Raw genomic sequence first — 19,696 nt, 5'->3', positions numbered from 1 at the left:
GCCCCCCCCCCGCCTCGTGCATGATTCTCAGTGCGCGGTCCCGCTGCGGGTCACGGCAGGAGGTCGGCGAAGTAGACGCTGCTGTTCGCGCCGTTCCAGCCCCAGCCGATCTGCGTCTTGGTGCCCCAGTTGACGGTGCCGTTCGCGTTGGTGCCGTTGTTCTTGAACGAGAAGAGGCCGCCGTTCTCCTTGCTGATGACCTCCGACCGGTTGTCGAGGTTGAGGTCGGCGAAGTAGACGCTGCTGTTCGCGCCGTTCCAGCCCCAGCCGACCTGGGTCTTGGTGCCCCAGTTGACCGTGCCGTTCGCGTTCACGCCGTTGTTCTTGAACGAGAACAGGCCGCCGTTCTCCTTACTGATCACCTCCGACCAGCCGTTGCCGTCCAGATCGGCGAAGTAGACGCTGTCGTCGGCGCCGTTCCAGCCCCAGCCGTTCTGGGTCTTGGGGCCCCAGCTGACGGTGCCGTTCGCGTTCACGCCGTTGTTCTTGAACGAGAACAGGCCGCCGTTCTCCTTACTGATCACCTCCGACCAGCCGTTGCCGTCCAGATCGGCGAAGTAGACGCTGTCGTCGGCGCCGTTCCAGCCCCAGCCGTTCTGGGTCTTGGGGCCCCAGTTGATGGTGCCGTTCGCGTTGGTGCCGTTGTTCAGGAACGTGAACAGGCCGCCGTTCTCCTTACTGATCACCTCGGACCGATCCGCCACGTTCACGGCCGATGCGCTGGTGGGCGCAAGCACCGTGGCCGCGCCGGCGACGACCGCCGCCGCGGCGATGACGGCCCGCCTGACGCGGACGGCGCTGCCGACCCGCGCGCCGGCGCGGCGTAGGGAGGTGCTGGTTGCCTCGATCATGGCGTCTCCTCGATGCGAAAGCCGACGTGTCCATAGCCCGGCGGCGACCTCCGGCCGCCGGGCACACCAACTGTGCGTGTGGAGCCGGGTATCGGTCGTTGGCCTCGGGCGCAGGAATCCTTGGGATCCAGCGCACCCGCCCATCGGCCCCGACGCGCCGCCGGGCACGAAAAGACCCCGCGAGTCGAGCTCGCGGGGTCTCGGAGCGCTAGCGTGCGGGGCCTTGGAGGCGGTGCCGGACGGGCAGGCGGGGGTGGGACAAGTGGCCAAGCCGTGGCGGGAGTTGGGGTGGGTGGGCGTGGCTGTGGTTCTGGTGGTGGCGGGGTGCAAGACCGGGAGTGCGGAGGAGACTTCCGAGATTCCCTATGGGAAGACTCGGGAGCGGGTGGCGCGGTTGATGGGGGTGTCGGCGCCGTTGGTTCGGGGGGATGGGGCGGGGGTGCGGCGGGATGAGGTCGGGGAGGCTGGGTGTGTGGACGGGAAGGGGGAGGCCACCGGGAGGGTCCATGTGCGTTGGCAGCATGGGCCGTTCCTCACCGATCAGGCGACTGCGCAGCGGAATCTGGATGAGCTGCGCGGGGCGTGGGCCGCGGCGGGGTTGCGGGATGTGACGCCGGCGGAGCCGGTGGGGCCCAATGTGGCGGAGGTGCGCTTCATCGAGCCGGATACGCGGATCCAGCTGAGCGCGGCGTTCTACCGGTCCGGGGACATGGGGAACTTCGTGGCGTCGGTGTTCTCGAGGTGTGTGCAGCCGGTGATGGGTGGTGGCGGGTGAGGTGGTCTCTGGGCCGGAGCGGGGCGAGGGAGCAGAGGCTTGCAGGGTCGCGGGTGTTTGCCGGAGGCGGTGAGTCATCGGCGGCGCTTCGGGGCGGCGGGTCAGTTGCGGCGCTTGGGGGCGGCGGGTCAGCGGCGGCGCTTCGGGGCGGCGGCTCCGCCGGACTTCTTGGTGAGGATGCGGGCCTCGCGTTCGCCTGATTCGAAAAGCTTGGACGCGGGGCCGGCGATCTTCTTGTCCGGCTTGCCGACGGCCGCGGTGTCCTTGTCGTCGTAGTCGAAGCGGTGCAGCACGTGCCGCATGGCCTCGACGCGAGCGCGCTTTTTGTCGTTGCTCTTGACCACGGTCCACGGCGTCTCGGACGTGTCGGTGTGGAAGAACATCAGTTCCTTCGCCTCGGTGTACGCGTCCCACTTGTCGAGGGACGCGAGGTCGATCGGCGAGAGCTTCCACTGCCGGACGGGGTCGATCTGGCGTACCGCGAACCGGCGGCGCTGCTCCGAGCGGGAGACGGAGAACCAGAACTTGACGAGGTGGATGCCGTCGCGGACCAGCAGGCGTTCGAACACGGGTGCCTGGTAGAGGAATTCGACGTACTCGCGGGGTGTGCAGAAGCCCATGACCCGCTCGACTCCGGCCCGGTTGTACCAGGAGCGGTCGAACATCACGATCTCGCCCGCGGAGGGCAGGTGTTCGACGTAGCGCTGGAAGTACCACTGGGTGCTCTCGCGGTCGGTCGGCTTCTCGAGGGCCACCACGCGCGCGCCGCGGGGGTTGAGGTGTTCGGTGAAGCGCTTGATGGTGCCGCCCTTGCCGGCTGCGTCGCGGCCCTCGAAGACGATCACCACGCGCTGGCCGGTCGCCTTGACCCAGGACTGCAGTTTGAGGAGTTCGATCTGCAGGACGCGCTTGGCCGCCTCGTACTCGATGCGCTTCATGCGCCGGTCGTACGGATAGTCCTCGCGCCAGGTCCGGACCGGGCTGCCGTCCGGGTGCAGCAGCATCGGATCGTCGTGGCCGCCCTCGTCCACGACCGCGAAGCCGTGCAGGGACGACCCGCCGCGCCGGGCCCCGTGCGCCAGGTTCCCCTTGCGGGCACGGCGCTTTTGTGCAGCCTCGGGACTGGGCATGGCGGCTCCTCGCTCCTGCCCCGAGTCGTCCCCCCTACGTTAGGCGAAAGGCCGGTATTGCACCGCTTGGGGCAAGCGAGCGGGTGAGGTCGACGAGCGGAAAGGTCACAGCAGCGGGGCGCTGGAGTCCTGGACCGGCTGACACATCCGCCGCGCGTCAGCTGCCCTGCGGTGCCGCCTTCGTGCGCCGCAAGCGGTGCGCCCCGCCCGCGTGCGAGGGCCGGCGCGTCCGCCACGTGCTCGGCTCTGGAGCCGGGGCCTCGGCGGGTGCTCCGGCGACCAGGTCCCCGAACCGGCGGCGTAGCGGTGCCCAGCGGGCGTCGTGCCGCTGGGCGCGGACGGCGGCCCGCTGCTGCTTGCGCGGTTTACCGCGGTAGAAGCGCCGCGCCCAGGGCGAGTTCGGCCGGGCGAGGCGGATCGCCCCGGTCAGGCTGACCGGCAGCACCAGGATGCCGATCACGCCCAGCCGGAACTTGCCCTTGGCGAAGGTGATCGCGGAGACGCCGACGATGATCAGCGTCCACACCGCCCAGAACGCGTAGTCGGCCGGGCCCGTGCCGTCCGGGCCGGTGGCGTCGAACGGGACGAATCCGGTGATGGCCAGGCCCACGGCGGCCGCGGCCAGCACGGTCACCTCGACGGACGCGCGGCCCTGCTCCGACCAGTAGACGTCGTCGAGGTGGACGATCATCGCGAACTCGTCGAGCACAAGTCCCGCGCCGATCCCGAACAGGACCGCCGCGATGCACCGCGACACCGTGTGGGCGCCGGCCGCCACCGCGAGGAAGCCGCCGACCATCGTCAGGATGATGCCGGGGACGACGTGGTGGATGTGCGTGCCGCCCGCGCTGACGTTGCGGAACGGCCCGCGGCCGGCTCGGATCATGCGCGTCACCAGGCGGGTGATCAGGAACGTCGCGAGGAAGGCGGCGAACGCCAGGGTCAGCGGCAGTCTGCCCTCGGCGATCAGCGTCGCGCTCACCCCGCTCGCGTACCGCTCCGTGACCATCGGCGTGTCTCCCGTCGCATCCGCCGGCCCCGCGGTGCGGAGTCGGCGCCTCCCTTGTTCCCGGAACGGGCCCCGGGCAGCCGCGGCCAACGGGGTGAAGCACCGCAGCGCTCCGACTTCCGCCCGCTTCCCAGTTATTTGATTAAGTCCACAAAATATGGTGGACTCAGTCCACTAAATGACCCCGGACGACCCGGACCGACGAGGTGGGCACGCATGGACGAGCGCTACACGATCATCTCCGCCGACGGCCACGCCGGCGCGAGCCTGGACACCTACCGCGGCTACCTCGATTCCTCCTGGCACGAGGAGTTCGACGCGTGGCGCGGCAAGTACTCCAATCCGTTCCGGGACCTGCAGGGCGACGGCCGGACCCGCAACTGGGACGACGCCCGGCGGCTCGCCGAGCTGGAGGCGGACGGGATCGTCGCCGAGGTCGTCTTCCCCAACACCGTGCCGCCGTTCTTCCCCACCGGCCAGCTCGTCTCGCGCCCGCCGTCGGCCCGCTCGTACGCCCGGCGCCTGGCCGGCATCCGCGCGCACAACCGCTGGCTCGCCGACTGGTGCGGCGGCCCGGCCAGGGGGCGCCGCGCGGGCTTGGCGCAGGTCTTCCTCAACGACGTCGACGACGCGGTCGCGGAGGCCCGCTGGGCCAAGGAGAACGGCCTGGCCGGCATCCTCGTCCCCACCACGCCGCCGGACGTCGCAGGCATCCTGCCCATCTACGCGCCTGAATGGGACAGGCTCTGGGCGGTCTGCCAGGACCTCGACCTGGTCGTGGTCAACCACGGCGGCTCGGGCTCCCCCGACTACGGCCCTTACCCGGCGGCCAAGTTCCTGTGGATCGCCGAGGCCACCACCTTCTTCCGGCGGACGCTGACGCTGATGCTCGCCTCCGGCGCGTTCCACCGGTTCCCGCGGCTGAAGTTCGTCATCACCGAGCAGGGCGCCGCGTGGATCCCGCCACTGCTGCGCCAATTGGACGAATACCACGCCCAGATGGCGAGCGGCCGGATCGGCGAGCTCAAGTACGACCCGGAGGACCGCCTGCCGCTGCCCCCGAGCGCGTACTTCGCGCGGAACGTCTGGGTCGGCGCGAGTTTCCCCAGCCCGAGCGAGGCCGAGGCCCGCCACGAGATCGGCCTGGACCGCTTCATGTGGGGCTCGGACTACCCGCACGACGAGGCGACCTATCCGTACACGCGCGAATCGCTGCGCCGCTCGTTCCCGGGGACCGGCGCCGCCGAGATGCGGCGGATCCTGGCCGGGAACGCGGCCGAGGTGTACGGCTTCGACCTCGCGTACCTCGACACCCTCGGCGCGCAGTACGGCCCCACGCACGCCGAACTGGCCGTGCCTCTGGACTCCGTCCCCGCGGACAGCAACAGCCCGGCGTTCACCCGCAACTGAACCACCGGCTTTGACCACCGGCTTTGACCACCGGCTTTGACCACCGGCTTTCGACGGCCGACGGACGATCGGACATGCATTCCGGCTTCTCGGCCATGGGACATCCAGCCCGCGGCTCCGAAGCTGGTCGCATGACGACGAACAAGCACACGCTGCCGCTGCCGGATGCCGCCCCTGCCCTGCGTCCGCGCCGCGACGCAGTCGACCGGATGCTCCTGGGCGGCATCGCCTGCACCGCGGTCGTCGCCGGGGTCTACACGCTGTTCGCGGCCGTCGTGATGCCCCGGCTCGGACGCAAGGACGACCCGGGCTTCATCGATGCGATGCAGACGGCCAACCGCATCGTCGAGACACCGGTCTTCCTCGCCGCGCTGATCGGCGCCACCGCGCTGCCGGCCGCTGCCGCGTGGAAGCAGCAGAAGACCGCCGGCGGCGGCCCGGCACTGCGCTGGATCGTCGCCGGCGGCGCGCTGTACACGGTCGGCCTGGTCATCACCCTGGCCGTCCACGTCCCCCTCAACACGAGCCTCGCCACCCGCGGCGACGCCGACCCCGTGGGCGTACGCGCCGAGTTCGAGGACACCTGGAACACCCTGAACATCGTGCGCGCGGCCCTGTCCGCCACCGCCGTCGCCGCACTCGGCAAGGCCGCCCGCCTCCGCCGCGGCGCCCGCCGGACCCTCGGATAGCCGGTCAGGCGAAAAAATGGCCGGACGGGCGGCACGGCGGTTCGGTCAGGGCATCTGGAGGATGGTCACGCCGTACTTGTCGCGGCCGGCGACCGTGCGCATGGCCTCGGCGGCCTGCTCGAGGGGGTAGCGGCCGGTGATGGGCGGGACGATCCGGCCGTCCGCGAGCATGCGCTCCAGGGCGTCGCGGTTGGCGGCGGCCTCCTCGGGGTGGCGGCGCTCGAAGTCGCCGAACTCGTAGCCGCGGATGATCGAGCCCTTGAGCAGGACGAGGTTGAGCGGGATGCGCGGCACCGAGCCGGCCGCGAAGCCGACGACGACGAAGCGGCCGCCGTAGCCGGTGGCGCGCAGCGCCGGTTCGGAGTACTCGCCGCCGACCATGTCGAGGACGACGTCGGCGCCCCCGCCGGTCACCGCCTTGAGCGCCTCCTTGAAGCCGGGCTCGGCATACGAGACGACCTCGTCGGCGCCCATCTTGCGGCAGAACTCCAGCTTGGCCGGGGACGATCCGCAGGCGATCACACGCGCGCCGAGCGCCTTGCCGATCGCGACGGCCGCACTGCCGACCGCCCCGGAGGCCCCCAGGACCACCAGGTTCTCCCCGGCACGCAGGGCAGCGGTGCCGACCAGGGCGTCGTACGCGGTGCGGTACGGGACGCCGGCCAGGCAGGCGTACTCGAACGGCAAGTCGTCCGGGGTGGCCCGCAGCTGCTGCTCGCGCACCACGGCCAACTCGGCGAAGGCACCCACGAAAGCCAGCCCGTGGACCCGGTCGCCGACCGCGAAGCGCGTGCAGTCCGGCCCCACCTCGCGCACCACCCCGGCCAGGTTGTTGCCCGGGGTGAAGGGCGGCGGTACGCGGATCTGGTAGCGCCCGGCGGCGATCAGCGTGTCGACGAAGTCGACGGAGGCCGCCTTCACCTCGACCAGCACCTGGCCCGCCCCCGGCACCGGGTCGGCGACCTCCCGGACCGCCAGGCCGGCCAACCCGTCCGACCGGTCGGGACCATTCGGGCCGTCGAGGCCGCCCGATTCATCCCGGACGGTCGTTTCCTCGCAGCGCAAAGCCCTCATCACCCAGCCACCCTCCGTGTGAACCGGCAATCGACGGCAAGCTAAGCACCCGCGGGGAAGTGCGGCACCGGCGACCGGTCGCGTCCCGTACCGCTACGCGGTCGGGACGTGCGTCATCGCCACTGCGGTGTCGAGCAGCTCGCAGATGTTCCCCGCGAACTGGCCGACCATGCGGACCGCGACCACCCAAGCGTCCGCCTGCTCGCCGAGCACCGCCGGGAACAGGACGCCGAGGTCGGCACGCGCGGTGGCCGCATCCCAGCGGGCCCGGCGGTCGTGGCCGGCCGGGCCTTCGAGGATCTCCAGCGCGGAGGCGGCCGGGCTCATGTGCTCCACCAGATCGCGAGGCGACAGGACCCCTTGCTCCAGAGCGGAGTCCAGCCAAGGTGCACGTCCGTCGTCGTCCGCGCTCCCGGCCCGCAAGGACAGGAGCAGCATCTCCTTCGGACAACCGGGCACGGCGGCCAAAGCACCGTGCAACGTGGCGGGCAGCGGCTTTTCGGCATGCGCGCGCACCAGCTCAGGCCAAGGGAACTCACCGCCTTCCGCAGCGATTTGCTCGACGTGCCCGGCCTGCCGGTCGGCTTCGACTCCGCGCATCGCCTGGATCATGGACGCAGGATCCGCCAGCACCTCGATGCGGGCCCGCAGCACGTCGAGTCCGTCCGGATCCGCCAGCGCCTGGGCGATCTCCTTGGCGTGCGCGGCCGGATACGACGAGGACTCCAGGATGCGGCGGGCCGCCTCGGCGCCGTGCCGCGCCCACACGGCGACGATCGGCCGCAACCGTCCGGACTCGGTCTGCAGTTCGACACGGCCGACGACCACCTCGGCGACCGCGGGGTCTCCGGAGCGGATGGCGAGCGGCAGGAGGCGCCGGAAGCGCAGGGTGTCGAGGCGCCAGAGCAAGTCGACGATCGGCGTGCCCACCGGGCCTGCGGTGCCATCCGACCGGATGCCGTCGAGCAGGCGGCGGCGCTCGGTGTCGTCCAGCAACGAGCGGCCGAACAAGCGGGCGTCGACCTCGGGGTCGTCCAGGGCGAGCAGGGAAGCCAGTTCGTCCGGTCCCAGGTCGGACCGGAGCGCGAGTTCGGCGGGCGTGAGCGACGCGGTGCGCTGCTCAGACTCGGATGCGAACGTGCCGCGGAGCACCTGCGGGCGTACCCGCACCGGCTCGGTGCGGCGCATCCCGGCAGCCGTCATCGCCGCGGCATCCTGCCGGCCCTCTTCTTCCTCGGCCGACGCACCCCAGATGTCCGCGACGATCTGCGCAGCCGACCGCAGGTCGTGCTGGGGGCGGTAGCCGGTGCCCCTGCCGCAGGTCGGCGAACCGCAGTTCGCGCACGAGTCGTCCGCCTCGCCCGCGCCCGCGTTCGGGTCCGCCAGGCGGGCGGACACCGCCGCGGCGAGGTCCGGCCCGGCGAGCGCCAGCACGAGGTCGGCCGGGGTGGGTAGTTCGGTGGTCACGCGTCGCTCCTCGAAGGACCGCCGTCCCCGCCGGTCCACATACCGATGATCCGATGATCCGAGTACGGCAGATCCGGGCGGACCGGCCGCTCCCCTGGCCGGTCCGCGCGCCTATCCGCCTATCCGTCCCGCCGTCAGGCCGTCAGGCCGTCAGGCCGTCAGGCCGTCAGGCCGTCAGGCCGTCAGGCCGTCAGGCCGTCAGGCCGTCAGGCCGTCAGGCCGTCAGGCCGTCAGGCCGTCCGTCAGACGTTCTCGCCGAGCTCGGTGACGGCCCGCTGGATGAAGGTGGTGAACCGGCTCCGGTAGTAGGACTCGGAGCTCATCCCCCGCAGCCGGAATTCGAGCAGCGTCGCCGCGGCGTCCTCGAGGCTGCACCGCTCCGCACCGAGCGCCTCCCGGAACACCACGATGCACTCCGTCATCCCCAGGGACTCCTCGCTCACATAGGTGAGCACGGCGTCCACGTCCTCGCTCTGCAGCAGTTCGCGCGCCTGCGCGATCCGCGGGGCGAGGTGGCCGAGCCGCCAGGTGTAGCCGTCGGCGGCCGGCAGCGCGGCGCTCTCCGCGAAGGTGGGGGCCAGGGCGGCGATCAGGCGCTGCCGCAGCGGCTCCACGGCATCGGCGATCTCCGGGTAGTCCTTGCGGAGTTCGTCCTCGTCGATGTCGAGTTCGTCGAGCGCGTCCGGCGTGAAGCGGCGCCCGGCCCATTCCGGCTCGGCCGCGACCAGGGTCCGCATGAGCAGCCCGAGCGGCAGTGGCGCGGCCTCGGCGAGCAGGACGGCGTCGTACAGGTCCTTGCCCTGCGGGTACCGGTCGGACAGCAGCCACAGCAGCTTCCAGGCCAGCGACAGCGCCGGGGTGGCGGCCAGGATCCGCTGCCCCGTCTCGTCCGTGGCGCGCGCCGGGACGGAGGTGAACTCCGGCTCCTCGGGCAGGCGCTCGTTGAAGACGAAGTCGAGCTGGACGGTCCCCGACGGCAGCCCCTCGGCATGCCACGGCAGGACGAGCCGCATCCCCGGGACGCGGCTGTACGTCCAGATCTCGTCGCGCATCGCGTTCTCCGCATCGATCCGCACGACGCCGTGCTCGGCGGCCGCGGCGGCGGACGCCTGCGCGATGTCGTCCAGCATGCGGCCGGTGCGCGGCTCGGTCATGAGCCAGGTCTGCGGCACCACCACGAAGTCGAGGTCGCCCGGTTCGCGGGCAGCGTCCCCGTACCAGGCCTTGAGCAGGATGCTGCCGCGCAGCACCAGGTTGCCGGCCCAGCGCGAGCCGGCGATCGCCGCTATGACGTCGTCCAGCGCCTGGCAGCGCGCCTCATGCCACCGCGCGGCCAGCTCCGGGGACGCGAACTGCGGCTCCCCGGCCCGCATCGCCTTGGAGTAGCTCATCAGCGACGGGTCGAACACCGGCCGCTGCAGGATCCCCTCGCCGCGGATCACCGTGAGGGTGACCGGAAGTCCCTCGTCACCGCCGAGCAGGGAAGGGTCCGGCGGCGTCTGCGACAGCACCGCCGTCACCGGCCAAGGCCCCCACTCCAACTCGTCCCACGGCGTCACGGCCTCGCCGCCGTTCATCTCCACGGCCATGTCGTCGGTCATATGGGGTCGGCCCTTCTCGTCGGTCCCGCTGCGACCGGGACGTCCCTCGCCGCCGGCACGCACCGAGCGTGCCAGCCAGGACCGACAAGCGCCGGGGATTTTCCGCAGCTCGTGGGCCGCGGTCCGGCTGCGGCGGGCCTGCGGCTCAGGCCGGGGGCGACGGGTCGGACGGCGGTGGCGAGGGCGCTCCGGACGGCGCAGTGGACGCACGGGCGGGGGCGGGTTGTTCGGCGCGCTCAGCATTTTCGGCGCGTTCGGCGCGTTCGGCGATGTTGCGGGCCATCGAGCCGAACACCATGGCGTGGAAAGGCGCGACGCTCCACCAATAGAGGTGCCCGAGCAGTCCGCGCGGGTGGAAGATCGCACGCTGCCGGTAGACGGAGCTGCCGTCGGGGGCGCCGTCGGAGTGGAGTTCGAGCCATGCGACGCCGGGCAGCCGCATTTCGGCGCGCAGGCGCAGGGTGCGGCCGGGTTCGATGTCCTCGACGCGCCAGAAGTCCAGGGCGTCGCCGATGCGGAGGCGGTGCGGGTCGCGGCGGCCGCGGCGCAGGCCGACGCCGCCGGAGAGCCGGTCGAGGGCGCCGCGCACCACCCAGCCGAGCTTGAAGGAGTACCAGCCGTTGCGGCCGCCGACGCCTTCGATCACCTGCCACAGCGCGGCCGGGGGTGCCGCGACGGCGCGGCTGCGGCGGTCCTGGTAGACGGTGCCGCCCGACCAGTCGGGGTCCGAGGGCAGCGGGTCGCTGGGGGCGCCCGGCAGTGCGGCGGAGGACCAGTGGGTGGAGACGTCGGCGTCGCGGATGCGCAGCAAGGCCAGGCGCACCGCGTCGTCGAACGGCGTCAGGCCGCCCGGCGGGTCGGGCACGTAGGCGGCGATGTCCTTTTCCTGGCACACGACCTCGTGGCGGAGCGACTCGACGAGCGGCCGCGCGATGCCGGCCGGGACGGGGGTGACCAGGCCGACCCACAGGCTCGACAGCGACGGGGTGAGGACGGGGACCGGCAGGACGAGGCGGCGCGGCAGGCGTGCGACGGTGGCGTAGCGCTCCATCATCCGCCGGTAGGTGAGGACTTCCGGGCCGCCGATGTCGAACGCCCGGTTCACGGAAGGGGGCAGCGCGGCCGCGCCGACGAGGTAGCGCAGCACGTCGCGGACCGCGATGGGCTGGACGCGGGTGCCCACCCAGGTCGGCGTCACCATGACCGGGAGCCGCTCGGTCAGGTGGCGCAGCATCTCGAACGACGCGGATCCCGAGCCGATGATCACCGCGGCACGCAGGTGGACCGCGGGGACGCCGCAGGCCAGCAGGATGTCGCCGACTTCGGCGCGGGACCGCAGGTGGGGCGAGAGTTCCGCGGCCGGGATCCCGGCGGGTGCCAGGCCGCCGAGGTAGATGATGCGCCCGACGCCCGCGGTGCGGCTGGCCGCGCCGAACGCCTCGGCGGCGGCGCGGTCGGTCTTCTCGAAGTCCGATCCGGTGCCCAGGGCGTGGACGAGGTAGTAGGCCACGTCGACGCCTTCGAGTGCCGCGGGGAGGGTCTCGGACCGCGTGACGTCGCCGCGGACGACCTCGACGCGGTCGCGCCACGGGAGGTCCCGGAGCCGCCCGGGGTCGCGGGCGAGGCAGCGGACGCGGTATCCGGCGGCGAGGAGTTCGCGGACGAGGCGGCCGCCGATGTAGCCGGTCGCGCCGGTGACCAGGCATAGGGGGCCGACTCCGCCGGATACATCGGACGCGTCGGACAGGTGGGCCGGGCCGAGCACGTCTGACTGCTCGGGTGGGCCGGACGTGTCCGGCTGCTCGGCCGGGCCCGATGCGTCCGGCCGCTTGGCCGGGCCGCCCTCGGCCGGGCCTTTCGCCGCGGCGGGCTTCGGCGTCCCTGGTCCGGTTCCGCTGCCGGTGGGGTTCATGGTGCTTCCTCCGCGGGGGTTCGGGGGCGGGCAGTCCGCAAGGCTTCTGTGCCGGGTTCGCCGTCGCCGGCTCAGGGGCCGCCGGCCAGGGTGGCGACGGCCGTGCGCAAGTCCCTCGGGACGGGCGGGAGCGGGTCCGTCCCCGCGGCACGCCATCCCGGGCCGAGCGGCATCACTGCGGTCCGCGGTATCTCGCGCAGCGCGTCGAGGCTCTCGGGGTCGCACGTGCGCGCGGTCTGGGACCAGAGGACCACGGCGGCCGGGCCGGTGCGGCGTACCGCCTGCAGCAGGGCGGCGCGCGGCAGTGATGCTCCGAACATCCTTACCGGAACGCCGCGTTCCCCGAGCGCGGCGGCCAGCGCCTCCAGGGCGAGGGTGTGGTGCTCGTCCGGCGTGCAGGCCAGCAGGACGCCGCGCGCCAAGCGGGCGCCGGGTTCGGGGTGCGGGGGCGTCCGGGACGCGGCCCGCTGCAGTGCCGCGGAGACGCAGCAGGTCAGCAGGTGCTCCACCTCGACGTACCTGATGCCGTGGCCGCTGCCACCGCCGCCGCGTCCGCCGGGCGCGGCGTTGGCCGACTCCCACTTGCGGCCCATCCCGAACAGCACCGGGACGACCAGGTCTTCCCAGGTGGCGATCACGCCGTCGGCGGCGAGGGCCTGGTCCAGCAGGCCGCCGATCGCGACCGGGTCGAGGCGCATCGCGGCCTTGGCCAGCCCCTGCCCCGCGCGTCCGGGGGACGGCCTGCCGAGCGGCAGCGTCGCGCCGCCGCCCGCGCGGGCCGTCGGCGACACCGCCGCGGCTTCCGGCACCGGCACGGAGGAGGAGGAAGCGGGGGCTGGGGCCGGCGCGTCCCCGGCCACCGCCAGCGCGGCCGCCTCCGCCGGCGGCACGCCCGTATCGATCAGCCGGCACATGTGCGCCAACCGGGCGAGGTCGTCCTCGGTGTACCGGCGGTGCCCGCCCGGGCTCAGCCCGGTGGCCCCGATCCGGTACCTGCGGTCCCAGCTGCGCAGCGTCGCCACCGCCACGCCGAGGCGCCGGGACGCCGCGCCGATGCCGAACGAGCCGCCCGGCTCCGCAGCGCCCGCCGCTGTCGTACGGCTGCCCACGGTCCTGCTCCCAGCGCACCGAACAAATCAGTGCATTACCTGTTCAACTTGCATCAAGCGTACACCCGCGGATGCTGGAGGGGAGAGCCGAACCGCATCCGCCGCAGCCGCGGCCCCGGACAACGGAGGATCCCCATGAAGCTCTCCGACGAACTCCCGACCGACCACAAGCTCAGCCGGGTGTACCGCTTCGGCGGGGGTCTGACCGGCCTGGTGCTGCTCGTCTTCGGGTGCCTGGGCTTCGCGGACCAGCTGGCGTATTTCGACACGCAGGGCGACACGGTGGCGGGCCTGAACACCAACGGCGCGCTCAGCACGGTCTCCGTGGTGTTCGGCGTGATCCTGATCGCGGGCGCGGTGATCGGCGGCAATACGGCGTCGACCGTCAACACCGCGGTCGGCGTCCTGTTCATCGTCAGCGGGTTCGTCAACCTCGCCCTGCTGGGCAAGGACACGAACTTCCTGGCCTTCCGGATGCCGAACGTGATCTTTAGCTTCCTGGTCGGCCTGATGGTCCTGACGTTCGGGCTCTACGGGCGTGTCAGCGGCAACCTGCCGCACGACAACCCGTACTGGCAGGCCCGGCACCCCGAGCAGGCCGCCGCCGAGGCCCGCGCCGCACGTCGCCCGCGCCCGTCCCTGACGCAGTGAGCCACAAGGTGGACAACGGCAAGCGTCCGCTACTCGACGAGGCGCTCCCCGAGGAAGACCCCGGGCTCCTCGCGGTAGAACTCGACGCGCAAGCCGTTGGGGTCCTCGATGTAGAGGCTGTCGTCGACGCCCCGGTCCGGCCCCAGGTAGGCCAGACCGGCGGCGTCGAGGGCATCCTTCAGCCGGGTGAATGCGTCCGCGTCCACCGACAGCGCCAAGTGCTGGATGCCGCCGATGGTCTCGCCGAACGGCGGGTGGTCGTGGCCGGGGAAGTCGAAGAAGCCCAGCAGATTGCCGCGGCCCAGGTCGAAGAAGAAGTGGCTGGACCCCGCGTAGTCGCGGTTCTCCACGATCTCGACCAGCGGGAAGCCGAGGAACTCCTGGTAGAAGCGGATGGTCTCCTCGACGTCCCGGCAGATGAACGCCGCATGGTGGACCCCGCGGGTCACCGGCGCGGCGCGCTGCCCGGGCGGGAGCAGGTAGCGGTCCCGCAGCTCGTCGCGCCGGGCGCGGACGCGCTCCAATTCGGTGCCTTCGGGCTGTGGCATCGTGTCTCCTCCGGACCGGTCACCTGGTGTCCCAGACTAGGCCCGACCAGGGACGGATCCGGTGATTCACGGCAAATGAACGCCGGCGGCACAGGGCCACGCGCAAGATGCCAGGAGGCGGTATGGAGTTCGCGGATGTCGTCCGCACCACCGGTGCGGTCCGCCGCTTCACGGACCGGCCGGTGCCCGATGCGACGCTGGCGCGGGTATTCGACCTCGCCCGTTTCGCACCGAGCGGAGGCAACCGGCAGGGCTGGCACGTCGTCCTGGCGCGCTCGGCCGAGGTGCGGCAGCGGCTGCGCGAACTGTCCCGGGCAGGCTGGGAAGAGTACGCGGCGTATGCGATCGCCGGACGCGTGCCGTTCGCCCCGGGCGAGGACGGGCACTGGCAAGGGCCGCCGGCCGACGTCGACTTCGCCGCCCCCGTACCGGACAACAGGTTCATCGAGCAGCTCGAAAGGGCCCCGGTGGTCGCCGTCCTCGCCGTCGACCTGCGGAAGCTCGCGGTCACCGACGGGGACCTGCCGCGCCAGAGCATCGTCGGCGGCGGGTCCGTCTACCCGTTCGCGCAGAACGTGCTGCTGGCGGCGCGCAGCGAGGGGCTCGGCGGAGTCATGACGACGTTCCTGTGCCGGCGCGAGGCGGAGGTCAAGGAACTGCTCGGGCTGCCGGCGCCGTACGCGGTCGCGGCGATGCTCGCGATCGGCGTCCCGGAGCGGCATCCGCGGCGGCTGACCCGCCGCCCGGTCGAGGAGTTCGTGACGTTCGACCGGTTCGACGGCGCGCCGCTGCCGGGCCCGGGCCAAGACGAGGCACAAGACGAGGCACAAGACGGAGAACGAGACGGAGAACGAGACCGAGAAAAGGAAGCCTGAGTCCCGCCGGGTGCATCCGGATGCCGTGCCCGGCCGGAAGAGGAAGTGAAGGCTCGGGCACGCACCGGAAGAGGCAAGCCGATGGCCATGCACCGCACGCAAGCGCCGTCCCCCGGGCGGAAGCCGGGCAATCCGCAAGGCTTCCGGCACCGAACCGGCTGACATGCGACGACGACACGCCCTCGGAGCGCGGCCGCGAGTCGCGGTGGTCGGCTCGGGGGTCTCCGGCCTCACCGCGGCGTACCTGCTGCAGCGCGCGTACGACGTGGTGCTCTTCGAGTCCGACGACCGGCTCGGCGGGCACGCGCACACGCACGACGTCCCCGCGCGGTCGGGCGGGACCGTGCCCGTGGACACCGGGTTCCTCGTGCACAACGAGCGCACGTACCCGCATCTCATCAGGCTCTTCCGGGAGTTGGGGGTGCGCACGCAGGACACCGAGATGTCGATGAGCGTCCGGTGCGAGGGCTGCGGACTGGAGTACGCCGGGGCGCGCCGCGCGGGCGGGCTGTTCGCGCAGCGCGCCAACTGCGTCAATCCGCGCTACCTGCGCATGCTCGGCGAGGTCGTGCGGTTCCACCGCGCCGCCCGCGCCCTGCTCGCCGCGCCCGGCGGCGACCGCGGCGGAGAGCCGGTCACGCTGGGCCGGTTCCTCGACGACGGCGGCTACTCGGACTACTTCGTCGACCACTTCGCGATGCCGCTGGTCTCGGCCGTATGGTCGACCGGCACCCAGGACAGCCGCAGGTACCCGGCCGCCTACCTGTTCGCGTTCCTCGACAACCACGGCATGCTCGGGGTCAGCGGCTCGCCCGTGTGGAAGACGGTGGTCGGCGGGTCCCGGACGTACGTCGAGTTGGCGGTCAAGAGCCTGTCCGCGGTCCACGTCGCCACCCCGGTGCGCGCGGTCCGGCGCGGACCGGACGGTGTCGAGGTGCGCGACGACGCGGACCGGCCGTACCGGTTCGACGCGGTGGTCCTGGCCGCGCACGCCGACGATTCCCTGCGGCTGCTCGCCGATCCGACCCCGCAGGAGCAGGCGGTGCTCGGCGCGTTCCGGTACGCCAGGAACGACGCCTGCCTGCACACCGACGCCGCGCTGCTGCCCCGCGCCCCGGCCGCCCGCGCGTCGTGGAACTACCTCAAGACCGCGTGCCGCGACGGCACCGACCGGGACCGGGTGCTGGTGAGCTACGACCTCGACCGGCTCATGCGCCTCGACGAGTCCACCGGGTACATCACCACGCTCGGCGCGACCGACCGCCCGCGCCCGGACTCGGTCGTCGCCCGCATGGTCTACCGGCATCCGGTGTTCACGCCGGAGTCGGTGGCCGCGCAGCGCGACCTGCCGGGGCTCGCCGACGGGCGCACCGCCTTCGCGGGCGCCTACCACGGCTGGGGATTCCACGAGGACGGGTGCGCGTCGGGCGTACGCGCGGCCGCCTCGCTGGGGGTGGTGTGGTGACCGCAGGCAGCGCGCTGTTCGACACCGAGGTCGTGCACGTCCGCAAGGAGCGCTTCCATCGGGCCTTCCGAGCGCGCGGCTACACCTGGCTGGTCGACCTGGACCACCCTCCGGAGCTCCCCCGGTGGCTCCGGCCGTTCGCGCGGTTCGAGGCGCGCGACCACATGGGCGACCCGGCGCTGCCGATCCGGGCCAACGTCGAGGCGTGGCTGGCCGCCCGCGGCATCGACGTGGCCGGCGGTCGGATCCTCATGCTGGCCAATGCGCGGGTCCTGGGCTACGTGTTCAATCCGCTGACGCTGTACTGGTGCCACCACCGGGACGGCACTTTGGCCTGCGTGATCGCCGAGGTCCACAACACCTACGGGGAGCACCACCCCTACCTGCTGCACCCGGACCCGCTGGGACGGGCACGTACCGCGAAGGCGTTCTACGTGTCGCCGTTCCTCGAGGTCGACGGGGACTACGACATGCGCGTCCCCGAGCCCGGCGCGCGGCTCGACATCGCCGTGACGCTGCGCCGCGGCGGGCGCGTCGCCTTCACCGCGCTGTGGCGCGGCCGGCGGCGCCCCGCGAACACGGGCCAGTTCCTGCGCGTGCTGGTCCGGCACCCGCTCATGCCCCACCAGGTCACCGCGGGCATCCGCCGGCACGGCATCGCCCTGTGGCTGCGCCGTGTCCCGGTGGTCCCGCGCGGCTGCTCTCGCCAGGAGGCGACCCCATGGTCGACGTCGCACGCACCTTCACCATCCCCCGCCCGGTCGACGAAGTCGTCGACTACCTGAAGGACTTCGCACACGCGGTGCACTGGGACCCGGGGACACTGCAATGCACGCGCACCAGCACAGGACCGGTCCGCGAGGGCTCGCGGTGGCGCAACGTCTCGGTGTTCCGCGGGCGGCGCACCGAGCTCGTGTACGAGCTGACCCGCTGGGAGCCGCGCCGGCTGACCTTCGTGGGCACCAACAAGACGGCGACCTCGACCGACGATCTCACGTTCGCGCCGTGCGGCGACGACGGTGCGGCGACGGAGGTCACCTATCGGGCCCATGTCCGCTTCCATGGCCTGGCCCGGCTCGCGGACCCTTTCCTGCGCCGCGAGTTCGAGCGCCTGGGCGACGAGCTGGTCGTGACCATGCCGCTCGCGGTGGCGGCTGCGCGGGACTGACCGGGCGAGCCGACGGGTACGCGGGGCCGGGTGCGGCGTCAGCCGGGCAGGGTCCCGCGTACCACGCTGTTGCCGGAGTGCTCGGGCGAGCCGTTGTACGCCTGCACGGAGACGTCCACGACCGGGTAGCCGTCCAGGTCGAGGTTGGCGGGCAGGTCGAAGGACGCTTCGCCGTCGACGGGCAGGATGCCCAGGGCGATCATCTTCTTCGCATCGCGGTCCAGCAGCCACACTTCGTAGAAGCCGGGCTGCGGGGCCAGGCCGGACACCCGGACGATGAGCCGCCGCGCGGACTCGCCGCCGGACGGGGCGTCGACGAACGCGGCGCCGACGGCCTGGTGCGCGGGCAGCGGATCGAGCCGGGTCTGGGCCTCGATGCGCGGGCGCGGGGTGTCGTCGCCGGTGGCCCACAGCGTGCCGCCGACGCCGATGCCGGCCCCGATCAGGGCGGCGGAGGCGGCCAGCGCCAGTGCCGTCCGTACCCGAAACCGGCGGGTCCGAGGATGGGCGTCCCGATCGGGCCTGGCCGTGGTCGTGGTGCCTGCCGCCGTGCGTCCGTTCTCGGACTGCCCGTTCTCGGACGGCGCGGCGGCTGGTTGCGGATCGGCGGCGTCCAGGCCGAGTTCGCCGGTGATGCGCTGCCACAGGCCGGGCGGCGGGGCGGACGGTTCGTCCTCGGGGTGGATGCCGCGGCCGAGTCGGACGACGCCGCGGAGCTCGGCGAGTTCCGCCCCGCATTCGGGGCAGGCGGCGATGTGGTCGCGGTCCGCGCCGGGGATCTCCTCGCCGAGTGCCGCGAGCGCAAGCGTCGCCGGGTCAGGGTGACTCATCGTCCACCTCCTCCAATCGGCCCCGTAGGCGGCCGAGGCCGCGTCTGATGTGGCTCTTGACCGTGCCGAGCGGCAGGCCGAGGCGTTCCGCGATCTGGGTGTGCGTCAGGTCCCCGAAGAAGGCCATCTGCAGGATCCGGCGCTGCGGCTGCCCGAGCCGGGCCAGCGCGTCCGCGACCACCACGCGGTCCACGACGTCGGCGTCGTGCGGGAGTTCCGCGTTCGCGACCGGTTCCGCGTCGGTCGGGTCGGCGCGCCGGGCCCGGGCGGCGTGCGCGTCCGCGATGCGGTGCCGGGCGATGCCGACCAGCCATCCGGCCGGGGTGCCGGCCTCGGGCCGGTAGGTGGCGCGCCCGCGCCAAGCGGAGACGAAGACCTGCTGGGCGACGTCCTCGGCCTCGGCGGGGTCGCCGAGCGAGCGTACGCACACCGTGTAGACGAGTGCTCCCCAGCGCCGGTAGACCTCCGCGAACGCCGCTTTGTCGCCGGCCGCGAAGGCTTTGGCGACGTCGACGTCGTCGAGGTGGTCCACGGGCGCCACCCTACTGCCGGGACTGCCGAGGACCGCGGACCCCGGAAAGGATGTTCCGGTGTTCATGGCGCCTCCGGCACGGCCGTGACCACGAAATTGGCCTGGTAGCCGCCCGCTTGCCGGTCGTAGCTGCCCCCGCAGGTGACCAGCACGAGCTGCGGCGGTCCGGCGCGGCGGAAGATGTCGGCGGCCGGGAAGCCGCTCTTGGCGGTCGTCTCGGCACGGGTGACCCGGTACGCCAGCGGCGCTGCGTCGCCGGCGCGCTGCACGAGGACGCGGTCGCCGGTCTTGATGCCGTCCAGTTTCGCGAACTCCCCCAGCCGTCCGTCGGCCGTGTCGACGTGCCCCACGAGCACCGCGGAGCCCGCCGGCGCCCCGGGCTGCGGTCCGAACCGGTACCAGCCCACGGTGCGGCCGTCGGGCGGGACTTCGGTCTGCCCGTCCGGGGCCACGCCCACGGCGACCACGGGGGCCGACAGGCCGAGTGCGGGGACCCGGACCGCGGTCGGCGGTGTTTGCGGCCCGTCCGACTGCGCGGGCCCGGGCACCGCATCCCGCGGCGGCTCCGGGGCGGCCGACGGCGGCGGCACCGCCGAGGCC

General features: G+C 72.7%; 20 protein-coding genes. 8 read left to right on the top strand and 12 right to left on the bottom strand.

The annotated features are described in order from the left end of the window. Nucleotides 1-50 precede the first annotated feature (50 nt). Nucleotides 51-851 (bottom strand): FG-GAP repeat domain-containing protein, encoded by an 801-nt coding sequence (locus tag LZ495_RS42950; protein ID WP_235058740.1) that lies wholly within the window; start codon nt 849-851, stop codon nt 51-53. A 508-nt stretch (nt 852-1,359) separates the two neighbouring features. On the opposite strand from LZ495_RS42950, the gene LZ495_RS42940 reads away from it, so the two are divergent. Next, the gene (locus LZ495_RS42940; protein ID WP_235058739.1) at nt 1,360-1,626 is read left to right on the top strand and encodes a hypothetical protein; all 267 of its coding nucleotides are present in this window, start codon (nt 1,360-1,362) and stop codon (nt 1,624-1,626) included. A 128-nt stretch (nt 1,627-1,754) separates the two neighbouring features. On the opposite strand, the gene ppk2 is transcribed toward LZ495_RS42940, so the two are convergent. Both ppk2 and LZ495_RS42930 read right to left on the bottom strand, forming a co-directional pair. Then, the gene (gene ppk2 / locus LZ495_RS42935) at nt 1,755-2,630 is read right to left on the bottom strand and encodes a polyphosphate kinase 2 (protein ID WP_372498729.1); all 876 of its coding nucleotides are present in this window, start codon (nt 2,628-2,630) and stop codon (nt 1,755-1,757) included. A 283-nt stretch (nt 2,631-2,913) separates the two neighbouring features. Beyond that, nucleotides 2,914-3,765 carry a hypothetical protein gene (locus LZ495_RS42930; protein ID WP_235058737.1) on the bottom strand — a complete coding sequence of 284 codons (852 nt, stop codon included), beginning with the start codon at nt 3,763-3,765 and terminating at the stop codon, nt 2,914-2,916. A gap of 216 nt (nt 3,766-3,981) precedes the next feature. On the opposite strand from LZ495_RS42930, the gene LZ495_RS42925 reads away from it, so the two are divergent. Together LZ495_RS42925 and LZ495_RS42920 are read left to right on the top strand one after the other, a co-directional pair. Continuing rightward, nucleotides 3,982-5,175 carry an amidohydrolase family protein gene (locus LZ495_RS42925; RefSeq protein ID WP_235058736.1) on the top strand — a complete coding sequence of 398 codons (1,194 nt, stop codon included), beginning with the start codon at nt 3,982-3,984 and terminating at the stop codon, nt 5,173-5,175. Nucleotides 5,176-5,306: 131 nt separating this feature from the next. Next, a complete protein-coding gene (locus LZ495_RS42920) occupies nt 5,307-5,864 on the top strand; it encodes an anthrone oxygenase family protein (RefSeq protein WP_235058735.1) in 558 nt (185 codons plus the stop codon). A 45-nt stretch (nt 5,865-5,909) separates the two neighbouring features. Here LZ495_RS42920 and LZ495_RS42915 read toward each other — a convergent pair whose 3' ends face one another. The 5 genes from LZ495_RS42915 to LZ495_RS42895 all read right to left on the bottom strand — a co-directional run bounded on the left by LZ495_RS42915 (nt 5,910) and on the right by LZ495_RS42895 (nt 13,027). Further along, nucleotides 5,910-6,938 carry an NADPH:quinone oxidoreductase family protein gene (locus LZ495_RS42915; protein WP_235058734.1) on the bottom strand — a complete coding sequence of 343 codons (1,029 nt, stop codon included), beginning with the start codon at nt 6,936-6,938 and terminating at the stop codon, nt 5,910-5,912. A gap of 93 nt (nt 6,939-7,031) precedes the next feature. Beyond that, nucleotides 7,032-8,405 (bottom strand): hypothetical protein, encoded by a 1,374-nt coding sequence (locus tag LZ495_RS42910; RefSeq protein ID WP_235058733.1) that lies wholly within the window; start codon nt 8,403-8,405, stop codon nt 7,032-7,034. A gap of 242 nt (nt 8,406-8,647) precedes the next feature. After that, nucleotides 8,648-10,006, bottom strand: coding sequence for a nucleotidyl transferase AbiEii/AbiGii toxin family protein (locus LZ495_RS42905; protein ID WP_235058732.1), 1,359 nt, complete (start codon nt 10,004-10,006; stop codon nt 8,648-8,650). A gap of 145 nt (nt 10,007-10,151) precedes the next feature. Continuing rightward, nucleotides 10,152-11,918 carry an SDR family oxidoreductase gene (locus LZ495_RS42900; protein ID WP_235058731.1) on the bottom strand — a complete coding sequence of 589 codons (1,767 nt, stop codon included), beginning with the start codon at nt 11,916-11,918 and terminating at the stop codon, nt 10,152-10,154. Nucleotides 11,919-11,989: 71 nt separating this feature from the next. Next, a complete protein-coding gene (locus tag LZ495_RS42895; protein ID WP_235058730.1) occupies nt 11,990-13,027 on the bottom strand; it encodes a MerR family transcriptional regulator in 1,038 nt (345 codons plus the stop codon). A 135-nt stretch (nt 13,028-13,162) separates the two neighbouring features. Between LZ495_RS42895 and LZ495_RS42890 the strand changes: the two genes are divergently transcribed. Then, nucleotides 13,163-13,678 carry a DUF4383 domain-containing protein gene (locus LZ495_RS42890; RefSeq protein ID WP_235058729.1) on the top strand — a complete coding sequence of 172 codons (516 nt, stop codon included), beginning with the start codon at nt 13,163-13,165 and terminating at the stop codon, nt 13,676-13,678. Between the two features lie 29 nt (nt 13,679-13,707). Here the strand turns inward: LZ495_RS42890 and LZ495_RS42885 are convergent, their stop codons facing one another. Next, nucleotides 13,708-14,226, bottom strand: coding sequence for a VOC family protein (locus tag LZ495_RS42885; RefSeq protein WP_235058728.1), 519 nt, complete (start codon nt 14,224-14,226; stop codon nt 13,708-13,710). 122 nt (nt 14,227-14,348) lie between these two features. On the opposite strand from LZ495_RS42885, the gene LZ495_RS42880 reads away from it, so the two are divergent. From LZ495_RS42880 to LZ495_RS42865, 4 genes are all read left to right on the top strand, one after another. Continuing rightward, a complete protein-coding gene (locus LZ495_RS42880; RefSeq protein ID WP_235058727.1) occupies nt 14,349-15,101 on the top strand; it encodes a nitroreductase family protein in 753 nt (250 codons plus the stop codon). 163 nt (nt 15,102-15,264) lie between these two features. Further along, complete coding sequence (locus tag LZ495_RS42875; RefSeq protein WP_235058697.1) at nt 15,265-16,566, top strand: NAD(P)/FAD-dependent oxidoreductase; 1,302 nt, start codon at nt 15,265-15,267, stop codon at nt 16,564-16,566. Next, nucleotides 16,563-17,351: a DUF1365 domain-containing protein gene (locus tag LZ495_RS42870; RefSeq protein WP_372498728.1), complete on the top strand. Its 789-nt coding sequence runs from the start codon at nt 16,563-16,565 to the stop codon at nt 17,349-17,351. Before LZ495_RS42875 ends, LZ495_RS42870 begins: the two co-directional genes overlap by 4 nt. After that, complete coding sequence (locus LZ495_RS42865) at nt 17,288-17,734, top strand: SRPBCC family protein (protein ID WP_235058696.1); 447 nt, start codon at nt 17,288-17,290, stop codon at nt 17,732-17,734. The genes LZ495_RS42870 and LZ495_RS42865 overlap by 64 nt, the downstream gene beginning before the upstream one ends. Before the next feature lie 38 nt (nt 17,735-17,772). Here LZ495_RS42865 and LZ495_RS42860 read toward each other — a convergent pair whose 3' ends face one another. From LZ495_RS42860 to LZ495_RS42850, 3 genes are all read right to left on the bottom strand, one after another. Further along, nucleotides 17,773-18,564 carry an anti-sigma factor gene (locus LZ495_RS42860; protein WP_235058695.1) on the bottom strand — a complete coding sequence of 264 codons (792 nt, stop codon included), beginning with the start codon at nt 18,562-18,564 and terminating at the stop codon, nt 17,773-17,775. Beyond that, nucleotides 18,551-19,096 (bottom strand): RNA polymerase sigma factor, encoded by a 546-nt coding sequence (locus tag LZ495_RS42855; protein ID WP_235058694.1) that lies wholly within the window; start codon nt 19,094-19,096, stop codon nt 18,551-18,553. Before LZ495_RS42855 ends, LZ495_RS42860 begins: the two co-directional genes overlap by 14 nt. A gap of 62 nt (nt 19,097-19,158) precedes the next feature. After that, the coding region (locus LZ495_RS42850; protein ID WP_235058693.1) for a class F sortase at nt 19,159-19,696 on the bottom strand (538 nt) is incomplete at its 5' end.

It is taken from the genome of Yinghuangia soli (assembly GCF_021502675.1).
GTDB classification, from domain to species: domain Bacteria; phylum Actinomycetota; class Actinomycetes; order Streptomycetales; family Streptomycetaceae; genus Yinghuangia; species Yinghuangia soli.
Note: the sequence above shows the minus strand (reverse complement) of the source record. Positions and strands in the feature narration are given on the sequence as shown.

Bases quoted from the DNA above. Each gene is read 5' to 3' on its own strand.
- LZ495_RS42950 (WP_235058740.1), bottom strand. From the start codon at position 851: ATGATCGAGGCAACCAGCACCTCCCTACGCCGCGCCGGCGCGCGGGTC.
- ppk2 (WP_372498729.1), bottom strand. From the start codon at position 2,630: ATGCTGCTGCACCCGGACGGCAGCCCGGTCCGGACCTGGCGCGAGGAC.
- LZ495_RS42930 (WP_235058737.1), bottom strand. From the start codon at position 3,765: ATGGTCACGGAGCGGTACGCGAGCGGGGTGAGCGCGACGCTGATCGCC.
- LZ495_RS42925 (WP_235058736.1), top strand. From the start codon at position 3,982: ATGGACGAGCGCTACACGATCATCTCCGCCGACGGCCACGCCGGCGCG.
- LZ495_RS42920 (WP_235058735.1), top strand. From the start codon at position 5,307: ATGACGACGAACAAGCACACGCTGCCGCTGCCGGATGCCGCCCCTGCC.
- LZ495_RS42915 (WP_235058734.1), bottom strand. From the start codon at position 6,938: ATGAGGGCTTTGCGCTGCGAGGAAACGACCGTCCGGGATGAATCGGGC.
- LZ495_RS42905 (WP_235058732.1), bottom strand. From the start codon at position 10,006: ATGACCGACGACATGGCCGTGGAGATGAACGGCGGCGAGGCCGTGACG.
- LZ495_RS42900 (WP_235058731.1), bottom strand. From the start codon at position 11,918: ATGAACCCCACCGGCAGCGGAACCGGACCAGGGACGCCGAAGCCCGCC.
- LZ495_RS42890 (WP_235058729.1), top strand. From the start codon at position 13,163: ATGAAGCTCTCCGACGAACTCCCGACCGACCACAAGCTCAGCCGGGTG.
- LZ495_RS42885 (WP_235058728.1), bottom strand. From the start codon at position 14,226: ATGCCACAGCCCGAAGGCACCGAATTGGAGCGCGTCCGCGCCCGGCGC.
- LZ495_RS42880 (WP_235058727.1), top strand. From the start codon at position 14,349: ATGGAGTTCGCGGATGTCGTCCGCACCACCGGTGCGGTCCGCCGCTTC.
- LZ495_RS42875 (WP_235058697.1), top strand. From the start codon at position 15,265: ATGCGACGACGACACGCCCTCGGAGCGCGGCCGCGAGTCGCGGTGGTC.
- LZ495_RS42865 (WP_235058696.1), top strand. From the start codon at position 17,288: ATGGTCGACGTCGCACGCACCTTCACCATCCCCCGCCCGGTCGACGAA.
- LZ495_RS42860 (WP_235058695.1), bottom strand. From the start codon at position 18,564: ATGAGTCACCCTGACCCGGCGACGCTTGCGCTCGCGGCACTCGGCGAG.